Source organism: Pseudomonas sp. W2Oct36, assembly GCF_041060465.1.
Classification (GTDB): Bacteria; Pseudomonadota; Gammaproteobacteria; order Pseudomonadales; family Pseudomonadaceae; genus Aquipseudomonas; species Aquipseudomonas graminis_B.
Genome location: NZ_JAUERW010000003.1, coordinates 73,108 through 98,169, shown reverse-complemented (window position 1 = coordinate 98,169; position 25,062 = coordinate 73,108). Strand labels below are relative to the sequence as shown.

Below are 25,062 nucleotides of genomic sequence, written 5' to 3'. Positions count from 1 at the left end.
ACAGCGTCGACGTTGCGCAGTGGCAGTTTCCAGCCAGTACGAACGTTTTTGATGACAAGATTATTTACGCAGCCGACCTGGTTCGAGCGGCGTTTTCTGTGCGGGCAGCAGACGCCCGCCGGAAACTTGCTTGAAGGGGGGAGAACTTTTGCTTAAAGCCCGAGTCTATGTTTGCAAGCCTGCGAAAGAGCCGATGCGATGCTCCTTTAAGCTTTATGAGGAGTGTTCATGCTAACCCAGGAAGAAGATCAGCAGCTGGTTGAACGCGTACAGCGCGGCGACAAGCGAGCGTTTGATCTGCTAGTGGTGAAATATCAGCACAAGATTCTTGGGTTGATCGTGAGATTTGTTCACGACACCCACGAAGCCCAGGATGTTGCTCAAGAGGCTTTTATCAAAGCTTATCGCGCACTTGGTAACTTCCGCGGTGACAGTGCGTTTTATACGTGGCTGTACCGTATCGCCATTAACACGGCGAAGAACTATCTGGTGTCGCGAGGTCGGCGTCCGCCGGATAGCGATGTCAGATCGGAAGACGCGGAGTTCTACGATGGCGACCACGGCCTCAAGGACATCGAGTCGCCAGAACGGGCATTGCTGCGGGATGAGATCGAAGGCACCGTCCATAGAACCATCCAGCTACTGCCAGAAGATTTGCGTACAGCTTTAACGTTGCGTGAGTTCGACGGTCTGAGTTACGAAGACATTGCCAGTGTCATGCAATGTCCGGTTGGTACCGTGCGCTCTCGCATTTTTCGCGCTCGGGAAGCCATCGACAAAGCCTTGCAACCTCTGTTGCAGGAAACCTGAGACAGCGGCGATAGCCACAAGAGAGGAACCGCCATGAGTCGTGAAGCCCTGCAGGAATCGCTGTCCGCGGTGATGGATAACGAAGCGGACGAATTGGAACTGCGTCGGGTGCTTAGCGCCATTGAAGATGCAGACACACGAGCCACCTGGTCCCGTTATCAGATTGCCCGTGCAGCAATGCATAAAGAACTGTTGCTGCCTCATCTGGATATTTCGGCTGCCGTTGCTGCCGGAATCGCTGATGAAGTGAGCCCGTTGAAGGCCGGTCGCGGCCCTTGGCGTACGCTGGGTCGCTTGGCCGTAGCCGCCTCGGTGACTGTTGCCGTTCTGGCTGGTGTACGCTTGTACAACCAGGACGAAATTGCCGGGGCGCAACTGGCTCAGCAATCCCAGCCGGCCAACGTCGCAATGCCGCAGGCCAAAGGTCCGGCGGTGCTCGCAGGCTACACCGAGGGCGAGCAGTCCCCGGGTCCGATGGCCAGTGGTGTGCTGCAGAACCAGGCCGGTTGGCATGACCAACGTCTGCCAGGTTACCTGCGTCAGCATGCTCAGCAAGCTGCCATGAAAGGCGCTGAAGGCGCTCTGCCATACGCTCGTGCTGCAAGCCTGGAAAACCGTTAAGGAGGATCATGCGCGCCATCCCTCTACTGCCGCTTCTGCTGGGTGGATGGCTGGTCCTTCCAGCTCATGCCGATGACGCGCAAGACCAGCTGAAACGTCTTGCGCAGGCCGAGCAACGGCAAAGCTACACCGGCACATTCGTTTATGAGCGTAACGGAAGCTTCTCTACTCACCGAATCTGGCAGCGCGTCGCCGACGGCAAGGTTCGCGAGCATCTACTTCAACTGGATGGCTCTCCTCAGGAAGTACTGCGCGTCGACGGGGTTACCCAGTGCGTGAGCGGTACCCTCGAAGAGGGTGTGTCCAGCGTTCCCGATTCTCCGGCCCGAGCTTTTGATGCTGTCAGGTTGTCATCCTGGTATGACATCAAGTCAGCAGGCACCTCGCGTGTTGCCGGACGTGTGGCCAATGTGGTGACGCTTACCCCCCGTGATCAGCACCGCTACGGCATCGAACTGCACCTCGACAGTGAAACCGGTCTGCCATTGAAGTCGTTGTTGCTCAGTGACAAGGGCCAATTGCTCGAGCGCTTCCAGTTCACCGACCTCAACACCTCGCAGTCGCTGACTGATCAGATGCTGACGCCCGGTGCTGACTGCAAGCCGGTTGAAGTGGCCAGGTCCAAAGCAGATGCGCCAAAGCAGAATGTTGTGTGGCGCTCGGACTGGTTGCCTCCCGGTTTTGACCTGAGCAGCGCTGCCGTACGCAAGGATCCGGACTCGAAAAGTCTTGTGACGAGCCTGATGTATGACGATGGCCTCGCCCGTTTTTCGGTGTTCGTCGAGCCCGTCACTGGCGCCGCGGTCACGGACATCCGCACTCAGTTAGGGCCAACCGTTGCCGTCTCCCGTCGCGTAACCACACCCAAGGGTGATGCGATGGTGACCGTGGTGGGCGAGATCCCCATCGGGACCGCCGAGCGCATTGCGTTGTCGATGCGCGACGATGCTGCGACCACGAGCAAGAACTGATTCTGCACGCCGGTGATGGCCACTATGAAAAAGGTTTCATTCGGTCGTTTCACGTTCACAAGCCTTTAAATATGGGCTTCACTGGTACTGCTGAAATGTTTAGTGCGCTTTGTCGGTTGCAATCGGGTGTATTTTTTTCTATAGGTCACAGCTTCGCAGCTGTGGCCTTTGTTGTTTCAGGGTCCAGGAAACTGGAGCAGACACAGGTGTCACGGGAAGCCGCGACACACAGATGCTTCGCGAGCCTGCGGGCTCGTACCGCTTAACCATGCTCGTTGTAAACGGGAGCCATATGTCGATACCACGCTTGAAACCTTACCTGGCCTGGATGGCCGCTGTGCTGATGCTTGGACAGGTCTTCACTGCTCAGGCCGAAGCCCTGCCGGACTTCACCTCTCTGGTGGAGCAGGCTTCCCCTGCAGTCGTCAACATCAGTACGCGTCAAAAACTGCCGGACCGCGCGGTTGCCCAGGGTCAGATGCCTGATCTGGAAGGCCTGCCACCGATGCTTCGTGAATTCCTTGAGCGCAGCACGCCGCCAGGCTCCCGTGCGCCAGGGGGCGGCAAGGGGGATCGTCAGCGTGAGGCGCAGTCACTCGGCTCGGGCTTCATCATCTCCGCCGACGGGTTCATCCTGACCAACAATCACGTGATCGATGGTGCCGATGAGATTCTCGTGCGTCTTTCAGATCGCAGCGAAATGAAGGCCAAGCTGATCGGCACCGATCCTCGTACCGACGTCGCGGTGCTGAAGATCGACGGCAAGGACCTTCCCACCGTCAAGCTGGGTAATTCCGACAAGCTGAAAGTCGGTGAATGGGTGCTGGCGATCGGCTCGCCGTTCGGCTTCGATCACTCCGTGACCAAAGGCATCGTCAGCGCCAAGGGCCGCAGTCTGCCGAATGATACCTACGTGCCATTCATCCAGACCGATGTGGCGATCAACCCGGGTAACTCGGGTGGGCCGCTGTTCAACATGGCGGGCGAAGTGGTGGGTATCAACTCGCAGATCTTCACCCGTTCCGGTGGCTTCATGGGCCTGTCGTTCGCCATCCCGATCGACGTGGCGATGGATGTTGCCAACCAGCTCAAGGCCAGTGGCAAGGTCAATCGTGGCTGGTTGGGCGTCGTCATCCAGGAAGTGAACAAAGACCTGGCCGAATCCTTCGGTCTGGACAAGCCGGCCGGTGCGCTGGTGGCTCAAGTGCTTGAAGACGGACCGGCCGCAAAAGGTGGTTTGCAGGTCGGCGACGTGATCCTGAGCGCCAATGGCACGCCTATCGTCATGTCCGCAGACTTGCCGCACCTGATTGGCAACCTGAAAGACGGCAGCAAGGCCGAGCTGGAAGTGATTCGCGACGGCAAGCGTCAGAAGCTCACGGTGACTGTGGGTGCACTGCCGGCCGAAGGCGAAGAGATGGGCGCGGCTGACACCGGTGTTGAGCGCAGCAGCAACCGCCTGGGCGTTTCCGTGGTCGATCTGACCGCTGAACAGATGAAGTCGCTGGACCTGAAGGGCGGCGTCGTCATCAAGGAAGTCCAGGACGGTCCTGCGTCGCTGATCGGTCTGCAGTCGGGTGATGTCATCACTCACCTGAACAACCAGGCGATCACTTCGTCCAAGCAGTTCACTGAAGTGGCCAAGGGCTTGCCGAAGAATCGCTCTGTCTCCATGCGCGTGCTGCGTCAGGGTCGTGCGACATTCATCACGTTCAAACTGGCGGAATAACCCGTCGGGAACAGCAAAAAGGAGCGGTCAGACCGCTCCTTTTTTTGTGCCCCCAGGGTGCATGGCGAGCAGGCGCTGCGCGTGAACGTGACGCCTGATCGTTCCTTCAGGTACAATTCCCGGCTATTTTTGGCGGGCAGTCTGCCTGCGACCTTTTTCGAGTGTTGATCCGTGAGTGATTTGAGTCATATCCGCAATTTCTCCATCATCGCCCACATTGACCATGGCAAGTCGACGCTGGCTGACCGATTTATCCAGATGTGCGGCGGCCTGACCGAGCGCGAGATGGAAGCTCAGGTCCTCGATTCCATGGACCTGGAGCGTGAGCGCGGGATTACGATCAAAGCCCACAGCGTCACGCTTTATTACAAAGCGAAGGACGGGATCACCTACCAGCTCAACTTTATTGATACCCCGGGGCACGTTGACTTCACCTACGAAGTCAGCCGCTCGCTGGCGGCATGTGAGGGCGCGTTGCTGGTGGTCGATGCCGGTCAGGGCGTAGAAGCCCAATCCGTCGCCAACTGCTACACCGCTATCGAACAGGGCCTGGAAGTCATGCCGGTCCTGAACAAGATTGACCTGCCCCAGGCCGATCCGGACCGGGTCAAGGAAGAAATCGAAAAGATCATCGGCATTGATGCCACCGACGCCGTGGTCTGTAGCGCCAAGACCGGCCTGGGCGTCGACGAAGTGCTGGAGCGTCTGGTTCACACCATCCCGGCACCGACCGGCAACATCGAAGATCCCCTGCAAGCGCTGATCATCGATTCGTGGTTCGACAACTACCTGGGCGTTGTTTCCCTGGTGCGTGTGCGTCACGGCCGCGTCAAGAAGGGCGACAAGATTCTGGTCAAGTCGACCGGCAAGATGCACCTCGTCGATAGCGTGGGCGTGTTCAACCCCAAGCACAGCGCCACCGCTGATCTGAAAGCGGGCGAAGTGGGCTTCATCATCGCCGGCATCAAGGACATTCACGGCGCGCCAGTGGGTGACACCCTGACCCTGAGCACCACCCCGGACGTTCCGGTGCTGCCCGGTTTCAAGCGCATCCAGCCGCAGGTCTACGCCGGTCTGTTCCCGGTCAGCTCCGATGACTTCGAAGACTTCCGCGACGCGCTGCAAAAGCTGACGCTGAATGACTCTTCCCTGCAGTATCTGCCGGAAAGCTCGGACGCGCTGGGCTTCGGCTTCCGCTGCGGCTTCCTCGGCATGCTGCACATGGAGATCATCCAGGAGCGCCTTGAGCGCGAGTACGACCTTGACCTGATCACCACCGCACCGACGGTCATCTTCGAGCTTCTGCTGAAGACCGGTGAAACCATTTACGTCGACAACCCGTCGAAATTGCCAGACCTGTCCACCATCGAGGACATGCGCGAGCCGATCGTGCGGGCGAACATTCTTGTGCCTCAAGAGCACCTGGGCAACGTCATTACGCTGTGTATCGAGAAGCGTGGCATTCAGCACGACATGCTGTTCCTCGGCACGCAGGTCCAAGTGACCTACGATTTGCCGATGAACGAAGTGGTGCTGGATTTCTTCGACCGACTGAAGTCGACCAGCCGCGGTTATGCGTCGCTGGACTACCATTTCGATCGCTATCAGTCGGCCAATCTGGTTCGCCTGGACGTGATGATCAACGGCGACAAGGTCGACGCTCTGGCGCTGATCGTGCACCGTGACAACGCCGCCTACAAAGGCCGCGCGTTGACCGAAAAGATGAAAGAACTGATTCCTCGTCAGATGTTCGACGTGGCAATCCAGGCCGCCATTGGCGGTCAGATTATCGCGCGTACAACCGTCAAGGCGCTCAGAAAGAACGTACTGGCCAAATGTTACGGTGGTGACGTCAGCCGTAAGCGCAAGCTGCTCGAGAAGCAGAAGGCCGGTAAAAAACGCATGAAGCAGGTCGGCAACGTGGAAATTCCACAAGAAGCCTTTCTTGCAGTGCTCAGGTTGGAATAGTCAGGCCCTATGTCACTAAATTTCCCGCTGTTGCTGGTCGTCGCCGTGTTTGTCTGCGGTTTGCTGGCCCTGTTCGATCTGGTCATATTGGCGCCGCGTCGCCGTAACGCGATAGCGAACTATCAGGGCAGCGTGAGCCAGCCTGATGTCGCGGTCGTGGAGCGGTTGAACAAGGAGCCGTTTCTGGTCGAATACGGCAAATCGTTCTTTCCGGTGTTGTTCATCGTTCTGGTCCTGCGCTCGTTTCTGGTTGAGCCGTTCCAGATCCCGTCGGGCTCGATGAAACCGACGCTGGACGTGGGCGATTTCATCCTGGTCAACAAGTTCTCGTATGGCATCCGCCTGCCGGTGATCGACCTCAAGGTCATCCCGGTCGGAGACCCGCAGCGTGGTGACGTGATGGTGTTCCGTTACCCAAGCGATCCCAACGTGAACTACATCAAGCGGGTGATCGGCCTGCCAGGTGACGTGATTCGCTACACCAACGACAAGCAGTTGTTCATCAACGGTCAGTTGGTGGCCAAGCAGCTGATCGGTTCGGAGCCGGGCACGCTGGGCAGCGCAGAGCTTTACAACGAGAAGCTGGGCGAAGTGGAACACCAGATCCGTCAGGAAATGAGCCGCTACCGCGCGCCGCCTGATCATGAATGGACCGTTCCGGCCGCGCACTACTTCATGATGGGCGACAACCGCGACAATTCGAATGACAGCCGTTACTGGGATGATCCCAACATTCCCAAGGACGAGCTGGGCATGGTCCCCGACAAGAACATCGTCGGCAAGGCCTTCGCGGTCTGGATGAGCTGGCCTGAACCCAAGCTCAGCCACTTTCCGAACTTCTCGCGAGTCGGTCTGATCAAGTAACCGATGCGGCGCTGCCATTGGCAGCGCCGTATGTCATTCAGGGCCATGTTGCGTGGCCGATCTCGCAGGTGACAGGGAAGGGCTACTCTTGAAAACAATCATGACGTCTGCCGGTCCGCAAAAAGGCCTCTCGTTCATCGGCTGGCTGGTGTTGCTGGCGATTCTGGCGTTCCTTGGAAGCGCTGCCGCCAAGATCGTGCCGCATTACATGGACTACCTGTCTATGAAGAAAATCATCGAAAGTGCCGGCACTGACCGCACGGCAGACATCACCAACGCCGGTGACCTTTACGCCTATGTGGCCAAAGGTATGCAGGTTAATAACATTCGGGATTTGGATTTGAACAAGGCGTTAACTGTGACGACGGAGAACAACAGGTTCCTCGCTCATTTGAACTACGAAAAACGTGAGTCACTGATCCAGAACATCGATCTGGTGGTCAAGTTCGACCACGAATTCAGCGTGGGTAAACCGTGAGCGTTTCATTGAGTCGCCTGGAGCGTCAGCTCGGCTATACCTTCAAGGATCAGGAGCTGATGATCCTGGCGCTGACCCACCGCAGCTTTGCCGGACGCAACAACGAGCGTCTGGAATTCCTCGGTGATGCCATTCTCAACTTCGTCGCCGGCGAAGCGCTGTTCGAGCGTTTCCCCCAGGCGCGTGAAGGTCAGTTGTCCCGTCTGCGCGCCCGTCTGGTGAAAGGCGAGACCCTTGCGCTTCTGGCCCGCGGTTTCGATCTGGGCGAATACCTGCGCCTGGGCTCGGGTGAGTTGAAGAGCGGCGGCTTTCGCCGTGAGTCGATTCTGGCTGACGCACTGGAAGCCCTGATCGGTGCGATCTACCTCGACGCCGGGATGGACATGGCAAGGGAGCGCGTGCTCGCCTGGCTGGCCAGCGAGTTCGAAACCCTGACCCTGGTCGACACCAACAAAGACCCGAAAACACGGCTGCAGGAATTCCTTCAGTCACGCGCCTGCGATCTGCCACGCTATGAAGTGGTGGATATCCAGGGCGAGCCGCATTGCCGAATCTTCTTCGTCGAATGCGAGATCTCTTTATTGAATGAAAAAAGCCGGGGACAAGGCGTAAGCCGTCGCATTGCCGAACAGGTAGCAGCGGCCGCAGCCCTTATCGCCCTGGGTGTGGAGAATGGCAATGACTGATTCACCTGCAACACGCTGTGGCTATGTTGCCATTGTTGGCCGGCCAAACGTGGGCAAGTCGACGCTGCTGAACCACATCCTCGGCCAGAAACTGGCAATCACGTCGCGCAAGCCGCAGACGACCCGGCACAACATGCTTGGCATCAAGACTGAAGGCGCCGTGCAGGCGGTCTATGTCGATACCCCCGGCATGCACAAAAACAGCGACAAAGCGCTTAACCGCTACATGAACAAGACCGCCTCGGCAGCGTTGAAAGACGTCGATGTGGTGATTTTCGTGGTCGACCGCACCAAGTGGACCGAAGAGGACCAGATGGTTCTCGAGCGCGTGCAGTACGTGACCGGCCCGTTGATCGTGGCGCTGAACAAGACCGATCGCATCGAAGACAAGAGCGCGCTGATGCCGCATTTGTCCTGGCTGCAGGAGCAACTGCCGAACGCCCAGATCATCCCGATCTCGGCGCAGCAGGGGCATAACCTGGAAGCGCTGGAGAAGGTCATTGCCGATCAGTTGCCGGAGAATGAGCACTTCTTCCCGGAAGATCAGATCACCGACCGCAGCAGCCGTTTTCTCGCAGCGGAACTGGTGCGCGAGAAGATCATGCGTCAGCTTGGCGCCGAGCTGCCGTACCAGATCACCGTCGAGATCGAGCAATTCAAGCAGCAGGGCAAGACGCTGCATATTCACGCGCTCATTCTGGTCGAGCGCGACGGGCAGAAGAAAATCATCATTGGCGACAAGGGCGAGCGCATCAAGCGCATTGGCTCGGATGCGCGTCGTGACATGGAAGTATTGTTCGATTCCAAGGTCATGCTCAATCTGTGGGTCAAGGTCAAAGGCGGCTGGTCCGATGACGAGCGCGCGTTGCGTTCGCTGGGTTACGGCGACTTGTAATCTAAGAGTCTGGTTGTGCCGAACACGTGTGGGAGCGAGCTTGCTCGCGAAGAGGATGTGACATTCAGCATTTGATGTTGACTGGGATCGCCTGTTCGCAGGCAACCTCACTCCCACAGTCGTTTCAGATTGCCCGTCCGGCCGCGTTCTTTCATCGAGATAGCCATGTCACAAACCCCTCCCGTCGGTCAGCTCGCTTATGTGTTGCACAGCCGTGCGTACCGCGAAAACAGCGCACTGGTCGATTTCATTACCCCGAAGGGTCGCTTGCGTGCGGTGTTGCGCAGCGCTCGGGGAAAGGCGGGGACGATGGCGCGTCCGTTCGTGCCGCTCGAAGTGGAGTTTCGCGGCCGGGGCGAGCTGAAGAACGTGGGGCGCATGGAAGGCGTCGGCGTCGCTACGTGGCTGGAAGGCGAGGCGCTGTTCAGCGGTCTCTATCTCAATGAATTGCTGATTCGTCTGTTGCCCGCCGAAGACCCGCACCCGGGCGTGTTCGAGCATTACGCTGCGACCCTTGTGGCCCTGGCCGAAGGGCGCGCGCTGGAACCGTTGCTGCGCTCGTTCGAATGGCGGCTGTTGGACGATCTCGGTTACGGCTTTGCGCTGGATGCAGACGTCAACGGTGATCCCCTGGCCAGCGACGGCCTGTACCGGCTTCAGGTGGACGCAGGCCTTGAGCGGGTGTATCTGTTTCAGCCGGGATTGTTTCAGGGCGCCGAATTGCAGGCGATGTCTGAAGCGGACTGGACTTCGCCGGGCGCGCTGTCGGCGGCCAAGCGTCTGATGCGCCAGGCCCTGGCCGTGCATCTGGGTGGGCGGCCGCTGGTCAGCCGTGAATTGTTTCGCAAACTCTAGCGTCCAGCGGCGCAAACCTAGAAAATCCTTCCTCGCTTGCGCAATCAGCCACTACTGGCTGGCACCGCCACAGTAATCAGGAGAACCCCGTGACCCACAGCACTCGCATTCTGCTCGGCGTGAACATCGACCACGTTGCTACCCTGCGCCAGGCCCGCGGGACGCGCTATCCCGATCCGGTCAAGGCCGCGCTGGATGCCGAGGAAGCGGGTGCCGACGGCATCACCGTGCATTTGCGTGAGGACCGTCGGCACATTCAGGAACGCGATGTATTGCTGCTCAAAGACGTGCTGCAAACGCGCATGAATTTCGAGATGGGCGTCACCGAAGCGATGATGGCGTTCGCCGAGCGCATTCGGCCGGCGCACATCTGCCTGGTGCCGGAAACCCGTCAGGAACTGACCACGGAGGGCGGGCTGGATGTCGCCGGTCAGGAAGCGCGCATCAAGGCGGCGGTGGAGCGGTTGTCTGCCATCGGCAGCGAAGTGTCGCTGTTCATCGACGCCGATGAGCGCCAGATTGCCGCGTCGGCCCGGGTTGGCGCGCCGGCCATCGAGCTGCACACGGGCCGTTATGCCGATGCCGAAACCCCGGCGGCCGTCGCCGAAGAGCTCAAGCGCGTTGCCGATGGCGTTGCTTTTGGTCTGGCCCAGGGCCTGATCGTCAATGCCGGTCATGGTTTGCACTATCACAACGTTGAAGCGATCGCGGCGATCAAGGGCATCAACGAACTGAACATCGGCCATGCGCTGGTGGCCCATGCCCTGTTTGTCGGCTTCAAGTCCGCGGTATCGGAGATGAAGGCGTTGATTCTGGCAGCGGCGAGTTCTTCTCACCGCCAGTGATCTGAAGGGACGACCACCATCGCCTTCGCGAGCAAGCTCGCTCCCACGGGTGATTTGTCCGCAATGACAGCTGCGGTGTTGTCATGCTCCACGAGCGCGCGCGATGGCGCCGTTGTGGGTTTACGGCTTGCGCCCAACGATCACCGCACGCCGCGGTGCAGGCAGTCCTTCCACGGTCTTGCTGTGATCAGCGGGATCGAGAAAGTCGCTCAACGATTGAAAGCGCATCCAGTCGGTGCCGCGCTGTTCCTCTACCGTGGTGGTGCTGACGTCGACGCAGCGCACATCCACAAAACCCGCGCGGCGCAGCCACAGTTCCAGCGCCGGGACTGAGGGCAGGAACCAGACGTTGCGCATCTGCGAGTAGCGGTCTTCCGGCACCAGCACCTGATTCGCGTCGCCTTCGACCACCATGGTTTCCAGCACCAGCTCGCCGCCTTTGACCAGGCAATCCTTGAGTGCCAGCAGGTGATCGATGGGGGATTTGCGGTGATAGAGCACGCCCATGGAGAACACCGTGTCGAAGCCTTCCAGCCGCGCGGGTAGATCTTCCAGGGTGAACGGCAGGTGCCATGCCGGCAGGTTCGGCAGGTAGCGCTGCATGGCCTGGAACTGGCAGAAGAACAGCCAGTTCGGGTCAACGCCGATCACGCTGTCGGCCCCGGCCCCCAGCATGCGCCACTGATAATAGCCGTTGCCGCAGCCCACATCCAGAACGCGCTTGCCTCTCAGATCAAGGTGCGGCGACACCCGCGACCATTTCCAGTCCGAGCGCCATTCGGTGTCGACGTGCACGCCGAACACATCAAAAGGGCCTTTGCGCCACGGCGACAGGCCCATCAGCGCAGCACGGGTCTGCTCGCGGGTGGCATCGTCGCAGTCGGCGTCGAGGATAAAATCGTCCTTGAGCTCGATGCGGCTTGGCGTCAGATCAGGCAAGGCATTCAGGGCGCCTTGCCAGCGTTCGAGGTCGCCGTGACCCTTTTCCATCTTCGCGTCGAGTTGCGCCTGCAGGCCTTGGGCCCAGGCATACAGTGGCGTGCCCGCCAGACGGCGGACCAGGGGAGCGAGATCAATCATGGCAGGGCAATCAACGAGGCGAAATTAAGGCACTGGAACCAGGGCACGACTTTACTGAAACCGGCGGCCAGCAAGCGTTCGCGGTGCTGTTCAAGACTGTCGGGTTTCATCACATTTTCGATCGCGCTGCGTTTCTGCGCGATCTCCAGCTCGCTGTAACCGTTGGCGCGTTTGAAGGCGACGTGCAGATCGCTGAGCAGCGCGTGCTCTTCGGTGTCATCAAAGCGCAGCTTCTCCGACAGGATCAGCGCGCCGCCGGGCAGCAGCGACTGGCGGATGCGAGTCAACAGGGCGAGGCGTTGCTCGGGGGCGATGAACTGCAGGGTGAAGTTCAGGGCAACGACAGAGGCCGGCTGAAACTCCAGACCCAGGATATCGCCGTCGATGACCTCCACCGGCAGCAACTCCTGGTACATCGAGTCCTGGGCGTTGAGGTATTCGCGGCAGCGCTCGACCATGGCCGACGAGTTGTCGATGGCGATCACCCGGCAATCCTCGGTCCGCACATGCCGGCGCAACGCCTGAGTGACGGCGCCCAGTGAGCTGCCCAGGTCGTAGAGCACGCTGTGGGACTGGGCGAACTGCGCCGCGAGCACGCCGAGGTTTTCGACGATGGTCGGGTAGCCCGGTACCGAGCGCTTGATCATGTCCGGGAACACCCGCACGACGTCTTCGTTGAAAGCGAAGTCGGGCACCTGGGGCAGCGGCTGGGCGAATAGGCGGTCGGGTTCTGGGCTCACGGCGATTCCGGGGGACAAGGCGAAAAGTGCGGCATTTTAGCCAATTCCGTCCCTCGGCTGGAACCTCATCTCATCGTTCGTGTGCAGACGTTTGCCCCTCAACGGCAAAAGCCGCCCCGGTTGCACTTGGGCGGCTGAGACGCAAGCCGTGTTATCAGTATGTCCAGCTTACCGACGCGGTTAAGTTGCGTGGATCACCGAAGTTGCTTTGGTTGTAGCGCAGGCTCTGTTGGTATTTCTCGTTGGTGAGGTTGTTGAGGTTGAACTGGGTGCTCCAGTGCTGATCGATGTCATAGCGGGTCATCAGGCCGATGAGCGCGTAGGCGTCCTGCCGGGCGGCCGGTGCGTCGTCGTTCTGGGTCTTGCTCTGCCAGCTCAGGCTGCCGCCGACCTTGACCTTCGGTGCCATTGGCAACTGGTAGGTCATGGACGACGTCAGGGCGTGGCGCGGGATGAATTTGCGCGCACGGCTGTCGTTGTCGTCGGTGATATAGACGTAGGTGTACCCGCCGTTGATTTGCAGGCCGGGTGCCACTTCGCCGGACGCTTCCAGCTCCAGGCCGCTGCTGTCGTAGGACATCGCCTCGTACACGTAGCCGCCAAGGCTGGCGTCATACACCGAACTGCCCGGCACGTTGTCCTGCTTGGCATGGAACACCGCTGCGCTGACGTTGAGCTTCTTGTCCATCAACTGTCCCTTGATGCCCGCTTCGTAGCTTTTGCCTTCAAGCGGATCGAGCACCCGGCCTTGGCCGTCGAGGTAATACTGCGGATTGAAGACTTCGGTGTAACTGGCGTACAGCGCGTATTCGGGGGTCAGGTCGTAGACGATGCCGGCGTACGGCGTGACTTTGCCGTGAATGCGCACCTTGCGCGCGGAGCCGTAGTTGTCGCCATTGCTGTCGGCGCTGAGCATGCGGGCACCGGTGATCACATGCAGGTCGTCGGTCAGGCTGAAACGCGCGCCGGCGTAAACGCTCTTCTGGCGATCGGTGTAGTTCGAGGTCGCAGCGGGTAACGCAGCGACGTAATTCGGCCGCGGCAGGTAGCCATGCAGCGCATCTTCAAGGGTGACAGGCGAGTAGTTGAGTATGTCGCCATACTGCGACGATTCGCGGTTGCGCTGGCGTGCAGCGTTCGCCCCTAGCGTGAGTTGATGTTCGCGACCGCCCAGCATGAAGGGCCCGCTCAGGGAGTAATCACCACTGAGTTCGAGGTTCTTGTCTTTGTACTTGGAGCCCAACCCGGTGTAACCGGTGGGTGAGGTGCTGTCGCCGTACATGTAGAACATCTCGGTGTCTTCGCGGTGCTCGGCGCCGGCGACGGTCAGCTTCGACTTCCAGTCATTGGCGAAGGTGTGCTCCCACTCGGCAAACGCACGTTGCGTGTGAACGTCCCAATGCACCCACGGCTGGGAAATATTGGAATGGGTGCTGCTGTAATGGATGGCGTTGCCATTGCCATCGACCAACGGCAGTGCGCCCCAGCTTGAGCCATTGGCGTTGGTTTTCTGGTCCTCGTAACCAAGGGTCAGCGTGTCGCTGTCGCTCAGGTCGAATGCCAGCAGACCGCTGAAGATGTTCTTCTCGCGGGAGTAACGATCAAGGTATGAGTTGCCGTTTTCGTTGGCGTAGATGACGCGTCCGCGCACGTTGCCTGAGTCGGTCAGTGGCCCGGAAACGTCGATGTCCACCCGGCGTTTGTCCCAGGAACCGGCAGTCACGTCGATCTTCGCCTGGGGATCGTAGGTCGGGCGTTTGCGGATGAAGTTGACCGTGGCCGAAGGGTTGCCGGATCCGGACATCAAACCGTTGGCGCCGTGAACGATATCGACCTGTTCATAGGGCGCCAGGTCAATGTCGCCCACCAGCAACCCATTGGTCATCGGCATGGCCGTGCCGTCGTACTGGAAGTTGTTGATGTCGAAACCGCGCGCGGTGAAATAGGTGCGGTCAGTTTCGACTTTTTGCACGTTGACGCCGGGGGTACTGGTTAATACGTCGCGAATGCTGTTGAGCTTGAAGTCATCCATTTGCTCGCGCTTGATGTTGGTAATACCTTGAGGCGTTTGCTGTTTGGTCAGGTCCAGCCGGGTAGTGGTACTGCCGGGTTTGCCTTGATAACCGAGCGGGTCGCCGGTGTCACCGTAGGTGGCCGTTGACGTCACGTCGGTGGCGGGCAGGCTGAGCGCTGTGTCTTCGGCATTCGCTGTGTTAAGCACGCTCAGTGCGATTAACGAAAGGGCCTTTGGGCAAAAGGGGATCGAGTGGCGCATGGCGGGCGAAGCTCCGGCGAATGTAACGAATGATGATGGTTCTCAAGTATCGGGAAGTTATAATTGAGAATCAATGTCATTTATCGATGTTCACCCCACCGCATTAAAGCTTTCCCATCCTCAGTCGAAGAACCGTAGTTGCAACCCATTTCATTACCAGACACAGGGAACCGTGGCATGCATGCGTTCAAGGCGTTGTACGAGTCCGTCGAGCGGCAGTTTTTCGATTCTTTGACCAAGAAGCTGTCGAGCCTTTTCCTGATGGTGATGGTGAGCGCCGTGGTGTATTGGGTGGCCGTGAGCATCCGCGCGGACATTCTGCTTCAGTTGCGCGCCGCGCAGTTGCCGGCGGGGACGCTAGGCATGATCGAAGGCAAACTCGATGTGCTGAGCAACGCCATTCTGGGCAGTACGCTGTTCACCCTGTGCCTGGTCAGTTTCATGGTCTGGTATTTCCGCCACCTGATCGTGCGGCCGGTGACCCAGATGACGCTGGCGCTGGAAGGCATTGCCAATGGCGAGGGCGACCTGTCCAAGGACTTGCCGCTGTTGACCCATGATGAAATTCGCGTGCTGGCGAGCACCTGCAACCGGTTTCTCGCCAAGCAGCGGGAGATCATCAGCAGCGTTCAGGCGCTGACCGTGCACATTGCCGTGGAGTCCGCGCGCTCGCTGAAAAACATCAGCGATTCCAGCGACAGCGCGACCCATCAGGCGCGCTTCGCCAGGGAAGTCATGGAGCAGAGCAACGACGCAGTCGGGCGGATTGCCGAGGTATCCCGGCAGACCCAGGGCATTTCCGGGACCACCGCGCAGAACCTCAGCATGGCCCGCGACTCCTACACCGAGCTGCTGGAAGTGACCGGCAACATCAGTGAGATTTCCACCAGCCTGAATGAGTTCGGTACGCTGGTGTCGGCGCTGAACCAACGCTCGTCGAGCATCAAATCCATCGTCGGATTGATTCAACAGATTTCCTCCCAGACCAACCTTCTGGCGCTCAACGCGGCGATCGAGGCGGCGCGTGCGGGGGAGAGCGGCCGTGGTTTCGCGGTGGTTGCCGACGAAGTCCGGACCCTGGCCCAGAACGTCAGTCGTGCCACCGAAGACATTTCCCAGAACATCGACGCCATGCTGCTGGAAGTGAGCTCGACCCACGAGCAGACCACCCAGATCAGCCATAGCGCCCGGGAGACCCAGAAAGTGGTCGAGCGCGCGTCAGGGCATTTCGAGAGCATGATCGGCGATTTCGAATCCACTCACATCAAGTTGGAAGACATCGCCTCGCACATCTTGCAGTTCGCCGACAGCAACACCGGCATCAATAACCGCGTCACCCAGATTCATGCGGACAGCCAGTCCATCGACCAGCGCATGCAGCATTCCGCTACCGCCACCCGCGATCTGTCGGGCGTGGCGGAAAAGGTCCAGGCGCTGCTGGGACGCTTTGTCCTCGGGCACGGCGCGCTGGACGCCGGCATTACCCGCGCCAGTCATTGCCGCGACCGACTCCAGGTGCGTCTGGCCGCGCTGCAACGTGAAGGGGTCAACCTGTTCGATCAGAACTACAAACTGATCCCCGGGACTGACCCCAAGCAATACACGACCAGCTACAGCGAGCGCTTCGCCCAGATCTGTCAGGAGGAGTGCGACGCGCTGACCAAAGGCACGCTGGGGGGCAAGGTCACCTTCATCGTTGACGCCAAGGGCTACTGCCCGGTGAATAACAGCTGGGTGTCGAAAAAACCTACGGGTGACCGGGCTGTCGACCTGCCGGTCTGCCGGAACAAGCGCATGTTCGCTGACCCCATCGGCCTGCGTGCAGCGGGTAACCAACAGCGCTTCCTGTTGCAAACCTACCTGCGCGACACGGGGGAAATCATGACCGAGATCGACGTGCCGTTTTTCTTCGACGGCCGTCATTGGGGCAACTTGCGCATGGGCTTCGATGCGGCGCAGTTACTGACCGAATGACGGGGCTTACGCCAGTGCTTGGCGACTTGCATGGACGGGGACAGATTGATTTACGGAGACGCGTGTAAATACATGGACGGGGACAGATTTATTTACGGAGAAGCGTGTAAATAAATCAGTCCCCTTTCGATCAGTTCACGGTGATCACGCAATCGAAGGTGCGTTCTGGCGCCACTTCCGGCGCCCACGGCTGCTGGTAGACCATCATCAGATGGCCCGTGCCCGCATTGGCGGCTCGGTAGCGCCAGACCGACTGACCGCCTTCACCCACCAGGCCTACATCTTTAGAGGCATTGAACACCTCCGGCCCGAGGCTGGCGAGTATCGACGGCGCGGGGTTTTGCATCAGCCAGCGGTGCCCGGTGGTGGGGTTGCTGGGCAGCATCAGCATGAGGGTCTGGCCGGTTTTGAGGGTGAGCGGGCAGTCTTGCTGATCGTCCAGGGAAACGATCTGCTTCGGTGTCGCCGCGCAAGCGGCAAGGAGGGAGAGGCTGAGCGGGACGAGCAGGCGGGCAGGGGTCATGAAGGCTCCGGTCGTGGGCAACGTTTGGGGTGAGGATAACCGAAGATCGGGTGGTTTTAAGCGTGCCTGGACGGGGACAGATTAATTTACGGAGAAGCGTGTAAATAAATCAGTCCCCTTTGATGCGAGTCCCCTTTGATGCGGAAGATCGGGTAGTTTTAAGCGTGCCTGGACGGGGACAGATTAATTTACGGAGAAGCGTGTAAATAAATCAGTCCCCTGTGATGCGCAACCACGTTCGCATGTGACTGGGCCAAATGCGTTGGTTCAGAGAACGAATTGGGAAATGTACCTGGAAATTTCGACGATGGAGGTCTTCCCGGTGAATTCGAACTTCACTTTGCCCAGGGCTGAGAAGTAGATCTCGAGTTCCGAGTCGAGGTCGAAGGTGCCGGACGTTTCCACCGAGTAAGCCACGATGTTTTTATACGGCAATGAAGTGAAGTCCTTCTTGCTGCCGGTAATGCCTTGCACGTTGACGGAAATGATCCGCTTGGTCGTGAAGACGACGCCGTCGCGCATCGACTTGTAGGCGTCGATGACGGTTTCATCCTCAAGCAGCAGCGCGGCCACACGCTCAGCGTATTCGTTGTTCTGCTTGAGTTTGAAAAAGCCTTTGTTGTTGAAGTCGAGCATGTTGAACTCCTTGTCTGAAGCCCACTTCCACAGGTCACGATTCGCCCCTGTGGAAGTGATGCTGGTCCGTCTTAGAACAATATCTTCGCCACATCCGCAAAGCGTTTGGCGAAGTGTGCGGTGATGCCTTCTTTCAGGTAATCCGGCAGTTCTTCGAAGTTGCCTCGGTTGGCTTCCGGGAGGATCAGCTCGTAGATCTTCTGCCGCCGCGCCGCAATGACCTTCTCCCGCACGCCGCCAATCGGCAGTACGTGGCCGGTCAGGGTCAGTTCGCCGGTCATCGCCACGCCTTTTTTCGGCGCCTGGTTACGCGCCAGCGACAGCAGCGCGCTGGCCATGGTGACGCCCGCACTTGGCCCGTCTTTCGGCGTCGCACCTTCCGGCACGTGCAAGTGGACGAAGGCTTCGTCGAAGAAGCTCTTATCGCCGCCAAACTTCGCCAGATTGGAGCTGACGTAGCTGTAAGCGATTTCGGCAGATTCCTTCATCACGTCGCCCAGCTGTCCGGTGAGCTTGAAGCCGCGGTTGAGCGTATGGATCCGTGTCGCTTCGATCGGCAGCGTCGCGCCGCCCATGCTGGTCCAGGCCAGGCCGGTGATCACGCCGGTGCCCGACAGCACTTGCTCGTTGCGGAACACGGCCATGCCCAAGGAGGCTTCCAGCTCTTTCGGGCCGATCTTGACCACGGTGTCCGGGTTGTCCAGCAGCTTGACCACCGCTTTGCGCACCAGTTTGCCCAGCTGTTTTTCCAGCTGCCGCACTCCGGCTTCCCGCGCGTACCCGTCAATCACCGCGCGCAATGCACTGTCGCTGATCATCAGGCTGTTTTTCGAAACGCCGGCCTTGGCCAGTTGCTTGGGCCACAGGTGGCGCTTGGCAATGGCGAGCTTTTCTTCGGTGATATAGCCGGACAGCCGAATCACTTCCATCCGGTCCAGCAGCGGGCCGGGGATCGAGTCCAGGGTGTTCGCGGTGCAGATGAACAGGACCTTCGAGAGGTCCAGACGCAGGTCCAGATAGTGGTCGAGGAATTCGACGTTCTGCTCCGGGTCCAGGGTCTCGAGCAGCGCCGAGGCCGGGTCGCCCTGGAAGCTCTGGCCCATCTTGTCGATCTCGTCGAGCATGATGACCGGGTTCATGACCTCCACGTCTTTCAGCGCCTGCACCAGCTTGCCCGGCTGGGCGCCGATGTACGTGCGACGGTGGCCCTTGATCTCGGCCTCGTCGCGCATGCCGCCAACGCTGAAACGGTAGAACGGACGGCCCAGGGATTCTGCGATGGATTTGCCGACGCTGGTTTTACCCACGCCCGGCGGGCCGACCAGCAGCACGATGGAGCCGGAGATTTCACCCTTGTAGGCGCCGACGGCCAAGAACTCGAGGATGCGGCTCTTGATGTCATCAAGGCCAGCGTGGTGTTGATCGAGCACCTTGCGCGCATGCTTCAGGTCGAGCTTGTCGTCACCGAACACGCCCCACGGCACCGAGCTTGCCCAGTCCAGGTAATTACGGGTGACGGCGTATTCCGGCGAACCGGTTTCCAGCACCGACAGCTTGTTGATCTCTTCGTCGATGCGCTTGCGCGCCTGCGGTGGCAGGGTCTTGCCCACCAGGCGCTCTTCGAACTGTTCGATATCTGCGCTGCGGTCGTCCTTGGTCAGCCCCAGTTCCTGCTGAATGACTTTGAGCTGTTCCTTGAGGAAGAACTCACGCTGGTGCTCGCCGATCTTGCGGTTCACTTCGGCGGAGATTTCTTTCTGCAGGCGCGCGACTTCGACTTCCTTGCGCAGCATCGGCAGGACTTTTTCCATGCGCTTGAGCACGGGCACGCAATCGAGCACCTGCTGCAGCTCGACGCCCGTGGCGGAGGTCAAGGCGGCGGCGAAGTCGGTCAGCGGCGACGGGTCGTTGGGGCTGAAGCGATTGAGGTAGTTCTTCAATTCTTCGCTGTACAGCGGGTTGAGCGGCAGCAGCTCCTTGATCGCGTTGATCAGCGCCATGCCGTAGGCCTTGACCTCGTCGGTCGGCTCGTTGGGCTGATGGGGGTATTCGACCTCCACCAGAAACGGCGGGCGGTGGTGCTTGAGCCAAGTCTTGATGCGCACGCGGCTCAGGCCCTGGGCGACGAACTGCAGCTTGCCGTTTTCACGGCTGGCGTGGTGCACCTTGACCAGCGTGCCGTACTCCGGCAACGCCTTGGTGTCGAAATGACGGGGATCGTCGGGCGGGGTGTCCATGAAGAACAGCGCCAGGGAGTGGTGATCAGACTTGCTGACCAGCTCCAGCGTTTCGGCCCAGGGCTCTTCGTTGACGATGACCGGCAGCACTTGGGCGGGGAAGAAAGGACGGTTGTGGATCGGAATGATGTACACCTGATCCGGCAGGTTCTGGCCGGGCAGGGCGAGGCGCTTGCTGTCGGAGCCGAGGATTTCGTGCTCGTGATCGTCGTCCGGGTGCGGCTGGTTGGCGTCGGATTGCTGGTCGCTCATGGGGCACCTGCATAAATGGAGATGAGCCTTAGATGGGGCAGATTGGCTCAGGTTTCAATAGCGTCGGTCGATAGCAATGACGGGGGATCGTTTTAAAGCCTGTAAGGCGTTGCGCCAGGCCTTGGCATTCCACTAATGAAGGCCATGTGCTTTGCTGGAAGTCCGTCTGATATCGCTGACCGCCGATGTGGGCTACGCTGGAAATCATCGCCACGGAGGCTCTGCCGGCCTCGCTGTCTGGAACATCTGTCATGCGCCACGTTTTTATTTCATTGTTGCTGGTTGTAACCGCGCTGCAGGGCACCCTTGCCAGTGCGGCCAGCCTGACCGCCGAATTCGTTGATGCCCAGGGCAAGCCGCTTCCCGACGCGGTGCTTACCCTGCGCGGCGCAACGGCGCCGCCTGCCGGGCCGATGAAAGCCGACATGGACCAGCGCGATGTGCAATTTGCCCCCCACGTGCTGGCCGTCCGCAGTGGGACGGAAATCAGTTTCCCCAACAGCGATCAAATCCGCCATCAGGTGTATTCGTTCTCGACGCCCAAGCGTTTTGAATTGCGGTTGTATGGTGGTACCCCGTCGGCCCCCGTGCTGTTCGACAAGCCGGGCGTGGTCGTGCTCGGCTGCAACGTCCACGACAACATGATCGGGTATGTGTACGTCACCGACGATGGCTGGTTCGGCGTCAGCAACGACAAGGGCGCGCTGACCCTGGATCAAGTGCCCGCCGGTCACTACGCCGTCACTCTCTGGCACCCCCAGGGGGCCGACATGCTGCCCGTGTCCGGTGGCGACATCGACATCCCGGCCGGCGGCCTCAAGCAACGGTTTACCATCGCTGTGCAGCCCAACGCTGATAACACCCCGGCCGCGCCGACGCCCAGCGCGTTCGGCGATGCCTTTCATAAAGCAGCCCACGAATGAAGGTGCGCATCAGCTTTCAGGCGCGGATTGCCGGCGTGTTGATCATGCTGCTGCTGATCGTGGTCTTCGCCGTGTTTATTGCGGTGAGAGCGGCGACCCAGGACGCGGTTCGCAAGCAGGCCCAGGCACAGCTCGAAGTCGGCACCCGAGTGTTCGAAGGTTTGCTGGAAATGCGCGGCAAGCGGCTGCGCGACGCCGTGCAATTGCTGTCCACCGATTTCGGCTTCCGTGACGCCGTGGCATCGGCGGACTCGGCGACCATCCGCTCGGTGCTGCTCAATCACGGCGCCAGAATCAACGCCAATGACATGTTCCTGCTGGGCATGGACGGCACGGTCATGGCCAGCACCGTCGCGCAGATCCCCGAAGGCTCGCCGTTTCCCTACACCCAGGCGTTGCGTGAGCTCAAGGGTAAGAATCAGTCGATGCTCATCGTGCCGTTGCAGGGCCAGCCGCACTTGCTGGTGGAGAGCACGGTCCTCGCACCGCTGCCGATTGCGCGCGTGGTGATGGGCTTCAGCATGGACGGTGATCTGGCGCAGGAACTGCGCTCGTTGAGCGGTTTGCAGGTGTCGTTTCTGTCGATCGTGCAAAAGCAGCCGGGTCAGATGATCAGCACTCAACCGGCGCCGCTGTTTGACAGCCTGCGCGGGGTGATGATGAACCCGCCCAGCGACGAGATGCAGATGACCGAGCATCAAAACCAGAGTTTTCTGAGCAAAACCCTGCGCCTGGGGAGCAACAGCGACAGCGAGGTCGTGGCCCTCCTGCAGAGCCCGCTGGATCAGGCCATGCAGGCATTCGCGCCGCTGGACAAGACGCTGTTCTGGATCACTGTCGTGGCGCTGGCGTGCTCGCTGGTCGGCGCGTTGTTACTGGCGCGCAACCTGTCGCGGCCGGTGAGTGCCCTGGCCCAGGCGGCCCGGCGCATTGGCGAAGGTGATTACGCCACCCCCGTGGTGCTGGATCGCCGGGATGAACTGGGGCTGCTCGCCAGCGCTATCAATTCGATGCAGAGCGGGATCGCCGAGCGTGAGCTGCAACTGGCCCACAACGCCCTGCATGATCCACTCACCGGGCTGCCCAATCGCGCGCTGGTCATGGAACGCCTCGGCAGCGCGGTCATTGCTCAACGGCCAGTGGCCCTGCTTTATCTGGGCATCGATAACTTCCGCGCGATCAGCACCAATGTCGGTCTCGAGGGAGTCGAGCAACTGCTGCGCATCATCAGCGAGCAACTGCAGGAGCCGCTGCGTCCCGGTGATACGGTGGCGCGGCTCTCCGACAACGAATTTCTGCTGCTGGTGCACAACGCTGAAACCGACAGTGCCGTCGCGGTGGCTGACCGGCTGCAGCGTCTATTGGTCAAGCCTCAGCGCATTGGCGAGCAGGACATCGCGATGGATGCCTGCATCGGCATCGCGGCCTATCCGGCCAATGGCGATTCGGCGTCCGAGTTGCTCAGACGTGCCTCCATTGCGCGGCAAGACGCGGCGCAGCTGCCGGGGCGTCTGCAGGTCTATGTGGACGGTCGCGATGTCGCCCACTTGCGCCAGATCAGCCTGATCCGCGACCTGCGTCAGGCCGCACGCAATGGCGAACTGTCCCTGCATTACCAGCCCAAACTGGACATCCGCAACGGCCGCGTGACTCAGGCCGAAGCCTTGCTGCGCTGGCAGCACCCGCAATTCGGCTCGGTGTCCCCGGCCGAGTTCATCGTGCTGGCAGAGCGCACCGGCAGTATTCAGATCCTCACCAACTGGGTGATCGAAGAAGCCCTGCGCCAGTTGGCCGAATGGGCATATCGCGGTCTGGTTCTGCAGGTGTCGGTGAACATCTCGGCGGACGACCTGTTGGACGGCAATCTGGCTGACCGCGTTGCTGCGCTGCTCAAGCTGTACCGCGTGCCGGCCGAACAGTTGATTTTCGAGATCACCGAAAGCGCCATCATGCGCGAGCCCGAGCAGTCGCTGAAGGTGCTCAATCGCCTGCGCGAATTCGGCATCAGCCTGTCGGTGGATGATTTCGGCACCGGTTACTCCTCGCTGGCGCACCTCAAGCGGCTGCCGGTGCAGGAATTGAAGATCGATCAGTCCTTCGTGCGCGATCTGGATGAAACCAGCGAAGACGCCGTCATCGTGCGGTCGACCATCGAGATGAGCCACAACCTGGGCCTGAAGGTGGTCGCCGAAGGCGTCGAGTACGAACACAGCCTGCGTTTACTGGAGCGCTGGCACTGCGACACCGCGCAGGGTTACCTGATCAGCCGTCCGCTCGATGCGATCGCTTTCGAAGCCTGGATTGCCCGCTCCCAGCTCCCACCCCGCATGACGGTGTATTGATGGAACACGGATTTATGGCACGACGCCTTTCGACGTACTTGAATCCCGTGCTGCTTGCCAGCGTGGTCGGAGGCTGCGCGACATGGTTCGCGCCGGCGGCCGAAGCCGAGCAGGGGCGCCTGATCGCCACCGGCGGCGCCAGCAGCATTGAAGGCGGCGCAGGCGGCGGGATCATCCCCTGGGCCATGCTGGCCGGGTATGACGAGCAGGGCGAGTGGGGCGGCAACGCGTTCGCCACCCACGTCGACTTGCCGGACTACACCCTCGATGTGGTCGGCGCTGCAGCGTCCTACGGCAATCGGATTGAGGTTTCCTACGCCCATCAACGCTTCGACCTGGGCTCACTGGTCAGCAAGCTCAACCTCCCGGATGACAACCTCACCCAGGACATCTTCGGCGTGAAGGTTCGCCTGTTTGGCGACCTGATCTACGATCAGTTGCCGCAGGTGTCGGCGGGGCTGGAATACAAACACCAGAACGATTTCCTCATCCCCAGCCTGGTGGGCGCCAAGCGCGATTCGGACGTCGAGGGTTATGTCACCGCGAGCCGTCTGTTCATGGGCGCGGCCTTTGGCTACAACGTGGTGGTCAACGCCGGCCTGCGTTACAGCCGTGCCAACGAAACCGGGTTGATGGGCTTTGGCGGCGACCGGCGCGATACCCGCAGCGTACTGAAAGAGGGCGGCGCAGCCATCCTGCTCAACCCGCATTGGGCAGTGGGCATGGACTACCGCGAGAAGCCCGACAATCTGTCGTTCGCCGGCGAAAGCGACTGGGCGGACTTCTTTGTCGGCTGGTTTCCCAACAAGCATGTTTCCGTGGTGCTGGCCTACGCCCGGCTCGGTGAAATCGCCACGCTGGACAACCAGAACGGCACCTACCTTTCCGTGCAGGGGAGTTTCTGATGGGGCGGTCTCAGTGGCTGATTCTCGGGCTCAGTCTGTCGTTGCTGGCGGGGTGCGCCCAACAGCCGCCCAAGGACGACAGCCTCTATCAGGACTTGGGCCAGCGCGCCGGCATCCAGAAAATCGTCGAAGGCATGCTGCTGCACATTGCTCAGGATGACCGCATTTATAAATACTTCGCCAAGGTCGACATCGTTCGGGTACGCGACAAGCTGGTGGAAAGGTTTTGCGTCGAAGCCGGCGGGCCGTGCACGTACACCGGTGACTCCCTGGAAGAAGTGCACAAGGGCATGAAACTCAGCCGCAGCGATTTCAATGCGTTGGTCGAGAACCTTATCGATGCGATGAACGAGCAGCACATTGCGGTGACGACGCAGAACCGTTTTATCGCCAGGCTGGCGCCCCAGCGTGGTGAGGTGATCGAGAAGTAGGGGCGCTAAAGGGGACCGCAAA

Annotated in this window: 22 protein-coding genes; 16 read left to right on the top strand and 6 right to left on the bottom strand. The window is 60.1% G+C overall.

The genetic code is table 11. From position 1 onward, the window contains the following. The first annotated feature begins 228 nt into the window (after window positions 1-228). The 11 genes from rpoE to pdxJ all read left to right on the top strand — a co-directional run bounded on the left by rpoE (window position 229) and on the right by pdxJ (window position 10,722). Window positions 229-810 (top strand): RNA polymerase sigma factor RpoE, encoded by a 582-nt coding sequence (gene rpoE, locus QWI18_RS05785; RefSeq protein ID WP_037014368.1) that lies wholly within the window; start codon window positions 229-231, stop codon window positions 808-810. A 33-nt stretch (window positions 811-843) separates the two neighbouring features. Beyond that, window positions 844-1,431, top strand: a complete 588-nt coding sequence (locus QWI18_RS05780) for a sigma-E factor negative regulatory protein (RefSeq protein ID WP_065992442.1) — start codon at window positions 844-846, stop codon at window positions 1,429-1,431. Between the two features lie 8 nt (window positions 1,432-1,439). Beyond that, window positions 1,440-2,402 carry a MucB/RseB C-terminal domain-containing protein gene (locus QWI18_RS05775; RefSeq protein WP_369318395.1) on the top strand — a complete coding sequence of 321 codons (963 nt, stop codon included), beginning with the start codon at window positions 1,440-1,442 and terminating at the stop codon, window positions 2,400-2,402. Window positions 2,403-2,700: 298 nt separating this feature from the next. Then, window positions 2,701-4,131, top strand: a complete 1,431-nt coding sequence (locus QWI18_RS05770; protein ID WP_208600777.1) for a DegQ family serine endoprotease — start codon at window positions 2,701-2,703, stop codon at window positions 4,129-4,131. A 171-nt stretch (window positions 4,132-4,302) separates the two neighbouring features. Further along, window positions 4,303-6,099, top strand: a complete 1,797-nt coding sequence (lepA, locus tag QWI18_RS05765; RefSeq protein ID WP_065992448.1) for a translation elongation factor 4 — start codon at window positions 4,303-4,305, stop codon at window positions 6,097-6,099. A gap of 9 nt (window positions 6,100-6,108) precedes the next feature. Further along, the gene (gene lepB, locus QWI18_RS05760) at window positions 6,109-6,963 is read left to right on the top strand and encodes a signal peptidase I (protein WP_065992450.1); all 855 of its coding nucleotides are present in this window, start codon (window positions 6,109-6,111) and stop codon (window positions 6,961-6,963) included. Between the two features lie 100 nt (window positions 6,964-7,063). Next, window positions 7,064-7,441, top strand: coding sequence for a DUF4845 domain-containing protein (locus tag QWI18_RS05755; RefSeq protein WP_065992452.1), 378 nt, complete (start codon window positions 7,064-7,066; stop codon window positions 7,439-7,441). Continuing rightward, window positions 7,438-8,127, top strand: a complete 690-nt coding sequence (gene rnc / locus QWI18_RS05750) for a ribonuclease III (protein WP_065992454.1) — start codon at window positions 7,438-7,440, stop codon at window positions 8,125-8,127. The genes QWI18_RS05755 and rnc overlap by 4 nt, the downstream gene beginning before the upstream one ends. After that, the gene (era, locus tag QWI18_RS05745) at window positions 8,120-9,022 is read left to right on the top strand and encodes a GTPase Era (protein ID WP_065992456.1); all 903 of its coding nucleotides are present in this window, start codon (window positions 8,120-8,122) and stop codon (window positions 9,020-9,022) included. The genes rnc and era overlap by 8 nt, the downstream gene beginning before the upstream one ends. Window positions 9,023-9,187: 165 nt before the next feature. Next, the gene (gene recO, locus QWI18_RS05740) at window positions 9,188-9,877 is read left to right on the top strand and encodes a DNA repair protein RecO (protein WP_192135216.1); all 690 of its coding nucleotides are present in this window, start codon (window positions 9,188-9,190) and stop codon (window positions 9,875-9,877) included. 89 nt (window positions 9,878-9,966) lie between these two features. Further along, a complete protein-coding gene (gene pdxJ / locus QWI18_RS05735) occupies window positions 9,967-10,722 on the top strand; it encodes a pyridoxine 5'-phosphate synthase (RefSeq protein WP_192135214.1) in 756 nt (251 codons plus the stop codon). 120 nt (window positions 10,723-10,842) lie between these two features. On the opposite strand, the gene cmoB is transcribed toward pdxJ, so the two are convergent. From cmoB to QWI18_RS05720, 3 genes are all read right to left on the bottom strand, one after another. Beyond that, window positions 10,843-11,802, bottom strand: coding sequence for a tRNA 5-methoxyuridine(34)/uridine 5-oxyacetic acid(34) synthase CmoB (gene cmoB, locus QWI18_RS05730; RefSeq protein ID WP_369318394.1), 960 nt, complete (start codon window positions 11,800-11,802; stop codon window positions 10,843-10,845). After that, window positions 11,799-12,542 (bottom strand): carboxy-S-adenosyl-L-methionine synthase CmoA, encoded by a 744-nt coding sequence (gene cmoA, locus QWI18_RS05725; RefSeq protein WP_369318393.1) that lies wholly within the window; start codon window positions 12,540-12,542, stop codon window positions 11,799-11,801. The genes cmoB and cmoA overlap by 4 nt, the downstream gene beginning before the upstream one ends. Before the next feature lie 154 nt (window positions 12,543-12,696). Beyond that, window positions 12,697-14,763 (bottom strand): TonB-dependent siderophore receptor, encoded by a 2,067-nt coding sequence (locus tag QWI18_RS05720; RefSeq protein WP_369318392.1) that lies wholly within the window; start codon window positions 14,761-14,763, stop codon window positions 12,697-12,699. A gap of 231 nt (window positions 14,764-14,994) precedes the next feature. On the opposite strand from QWI18_RS05720, the gene QWI18_RS05715 reads away from it, so the two are divergent. Next, complete coding sequence (locus tag QWI18_RS05715; protein ID WP_369318391.1) at window positions 14,995-16,791, top strand: methyl-accepting chemotaxis protein; 1,797 nt, start codon at window positions 14,995-14,997, stop codon at window positions 16,789-16,791. A gap of 130 nt (window positions 16,792-16,921) precedes the next feature. Here the strand turns inward: QWI18_RS05715 and QWI18_RS05710 are convergent, their stop codons facing one another. The 3 genes from QWI18_RS05710 to lon form a co-directional block, all read right to left on the bottom strand. Then, a complete protein-coding gene (locus QWI18_RS05710; protein WP_192135206.1) occupies window positions 16,922-17,314 on the bottom strand; it encodes a protease inhibitor I42 family protein in 393 nt (130 codons plus the stop codon). Between the two features lie 267 nt (window positions 17,315-17,581). Further along, window positions 17,582-17,950, bottom strand: a complete 369-nt coding sequence (locus QWI18_RS05705) for a PH domain-containing protein (RefSeq protein WP_065992476.1) — start codon at window positions 17,948-17,950, stop codon at window positions 17,582-17,584. A gap of 71 nt (window positions 17,951-18,021) precedes the next feature. Beyond that, the gene (gene lon, locus QWI18_RS05700; RefSeq protein WP_065992480.1) at window positions 18,022-20,439 is read right to left on the bottom strand and encodes an endopeptidase La; all 2,418 of its coding nucleotides are present in this window, start codon (window positions 20,437-20,439) and stop codon (window positions 18,022-18,024) included. 251 nt (window positions 20,440-20,690) lie between these two features. On the opposite strand from lon, the gene QWI18_RS05695 reads away from it, so the two are divergent. From QWI18_RS05695 to QWI18_RS05680, 4 genes are read left to right on the top strand one after another with little or no spacing between them, the layout of a single operon-like run. Next, window positions 20,691-21,362, top strand: coding sequence for a methylamine utilization protein (locus QWI18_RS05695; RefSeq protein ID WP_065992481.1), 672 nt, complete (start codon window positions 20,691-20,693; stop codon window positions 21,360-21,362). Continuing rightward, on the top strand, window positions 21,359-23,704 hold the full coding sequence (locus tag QWI18_RS05690) for a bifunctional diguanylate cyclase/phosphodiesterase (protein ID WP_065992482.1): 2,346 nt from the start codon (window positions 21,359-21,361) through the stop codon (window positions 23,702-23,704). The genes QWI18_RS05695 and QWI18_RS05690 overlap by 4 nt, the downstream gene beginning before the upstream one ends. 14 nt (window positions 23,705-23,718) lie before the next feature. Beyond that, window positions 23,719-24,609: a DUF3034 family protein gene (locus QWI18_RS05685; RefSeq protein WP_192135200.1), complete on the top strand. Its 891-nt coding sequence runs from the start codon at window positions 23,719-23,721 to the stop codon at window positions 24,607-24,609. Next, window positions 24,609-25,040 (top strand): group 1 truncated hemoglobin, encoded by a 432-nt coding sequence (locus tag QWI18_RS05680; RefSeq protein WP_192135198.1) that lies wholly within the window; start codon window positions 24,609-24,611, stop codon window positions 25,038-25,040. The genes QWI18_RS05685 and QWI18_RS05680 overlap by 1 nt, the downstream gene beginning before the upstream one ends. Window positions 25,041-25,062: the final 22 nt, after the last annotated feature.

Bases quoted from the DNA above. Each gene is read 5' to 3' on its own strand.
- QWI18_RS05710 (WP_192135206.1), bottom strand. From the start codon at position 17,314: ATGACCCCTGCCCGCCTGCTCGTCCCGCTCAGCCTCTCCCTCCTTGCC.
- lepB (WP_065992450.1), top strand. From the start codon at position 6,109: ATGTCACTAAATTTCCCGCTGTTGCTGGTCGTCGCCGTGTTTGTCTGC.
- QWI18_RS05680 (WP_192135198.1), top strand. From the start codon at position 24,609: ATGGGGCGGTCTCAGTGGCTGATTCTCGGGCTCAGTCTGTCGTTGCTG.
- QWI18_RS05780 (WP_065992442.1), top strand. From the start codon at position 844: ATGAGTCGTGAAGCCCTGCAGGAATCGCTGTCCGCGGTGATGGATAAC.
- QWI18_RS05685 (WP_192135200.1), top strand. From the start codon at position 23,719: ATGGCACGACGCCTTTCGACGTACTTGAATCCCGTGCTGCTTGCCAGC.
- recO (WP_192135216.1), top strand. From the start codon at position 9,188: ATGTCACAAACCCCTCCCGTCGGTCAGCTCGCTTATGTGTTGCACAGC.
- era (WP_065992456.1), top strand. From the start codon at position 8,120: ATGACTGATTCACCTGCAACACGCTGTGGCTATGTTGCCATTGTTGGC.
- QWI18_RS05690 (WP_065992482.1), top strand. From the start codon at position 21,359: ATGAAGGTGCGCATCAGCTTTCAGGCGCGGATTGCCGGCGTGTTGATC.
- QWI18_RS05775 (WP_369318395.1), top strand. From the start codon at position 1,440: ATGCGCGCCATCCCTCTACTGCCGCTTCTGCTGGGTGGATGGCTGGTC.
- cmoB (WP_369318394.1), bottom strand. From the start codon at position 11,802: ATGATTGATCTCGCTCCCCTGGTCCGCCGTCTGGCGGGCACGCCACTG.
- rpoE (WP_037014368.1), top strand. From the start codon at position 229: ATGCTAACCCAGGAAGAAGATCAGCAGCTGGTTGAACGCGTACAGCGC.
- QWI18_RS05755 (WP_065992452.1), top strand. From the start codon at position 7,064: ATGACGTCTGCCGGTCCGCAAAAAGGCCTCTCGTTCATCGGCTGGCTG.
- lon (WP_065992480.1), bottom strand. From the start codon at position 20,439: ATGAGCGACCAGCAATCCGACGCCAACCAGCCGCACCCGGACGACGAT.
- QWI18_RS05715 (WP_369318391.1), top strand. From the start codon at position 14,995: ATGCATGCGTTCAAGGCGTTGTACGAGTCCGTCGAGCGGCAGTTTTTC.
- QWI18_RS05695 (WP_065992481.1), top strand. From the start codon at position 20,691: ATGCGCCACGTTTTTATTTCATTGTTGCTGGTTGTAACCGCGCTGCAG.
- QWI18_RS05705 (WP_065992476.1), bottom strand. From the start codon at position 17,950: ATGCTCGACTTCAACAACAAAGGCTTTTTCAAACTCAAGCAGAACAAC.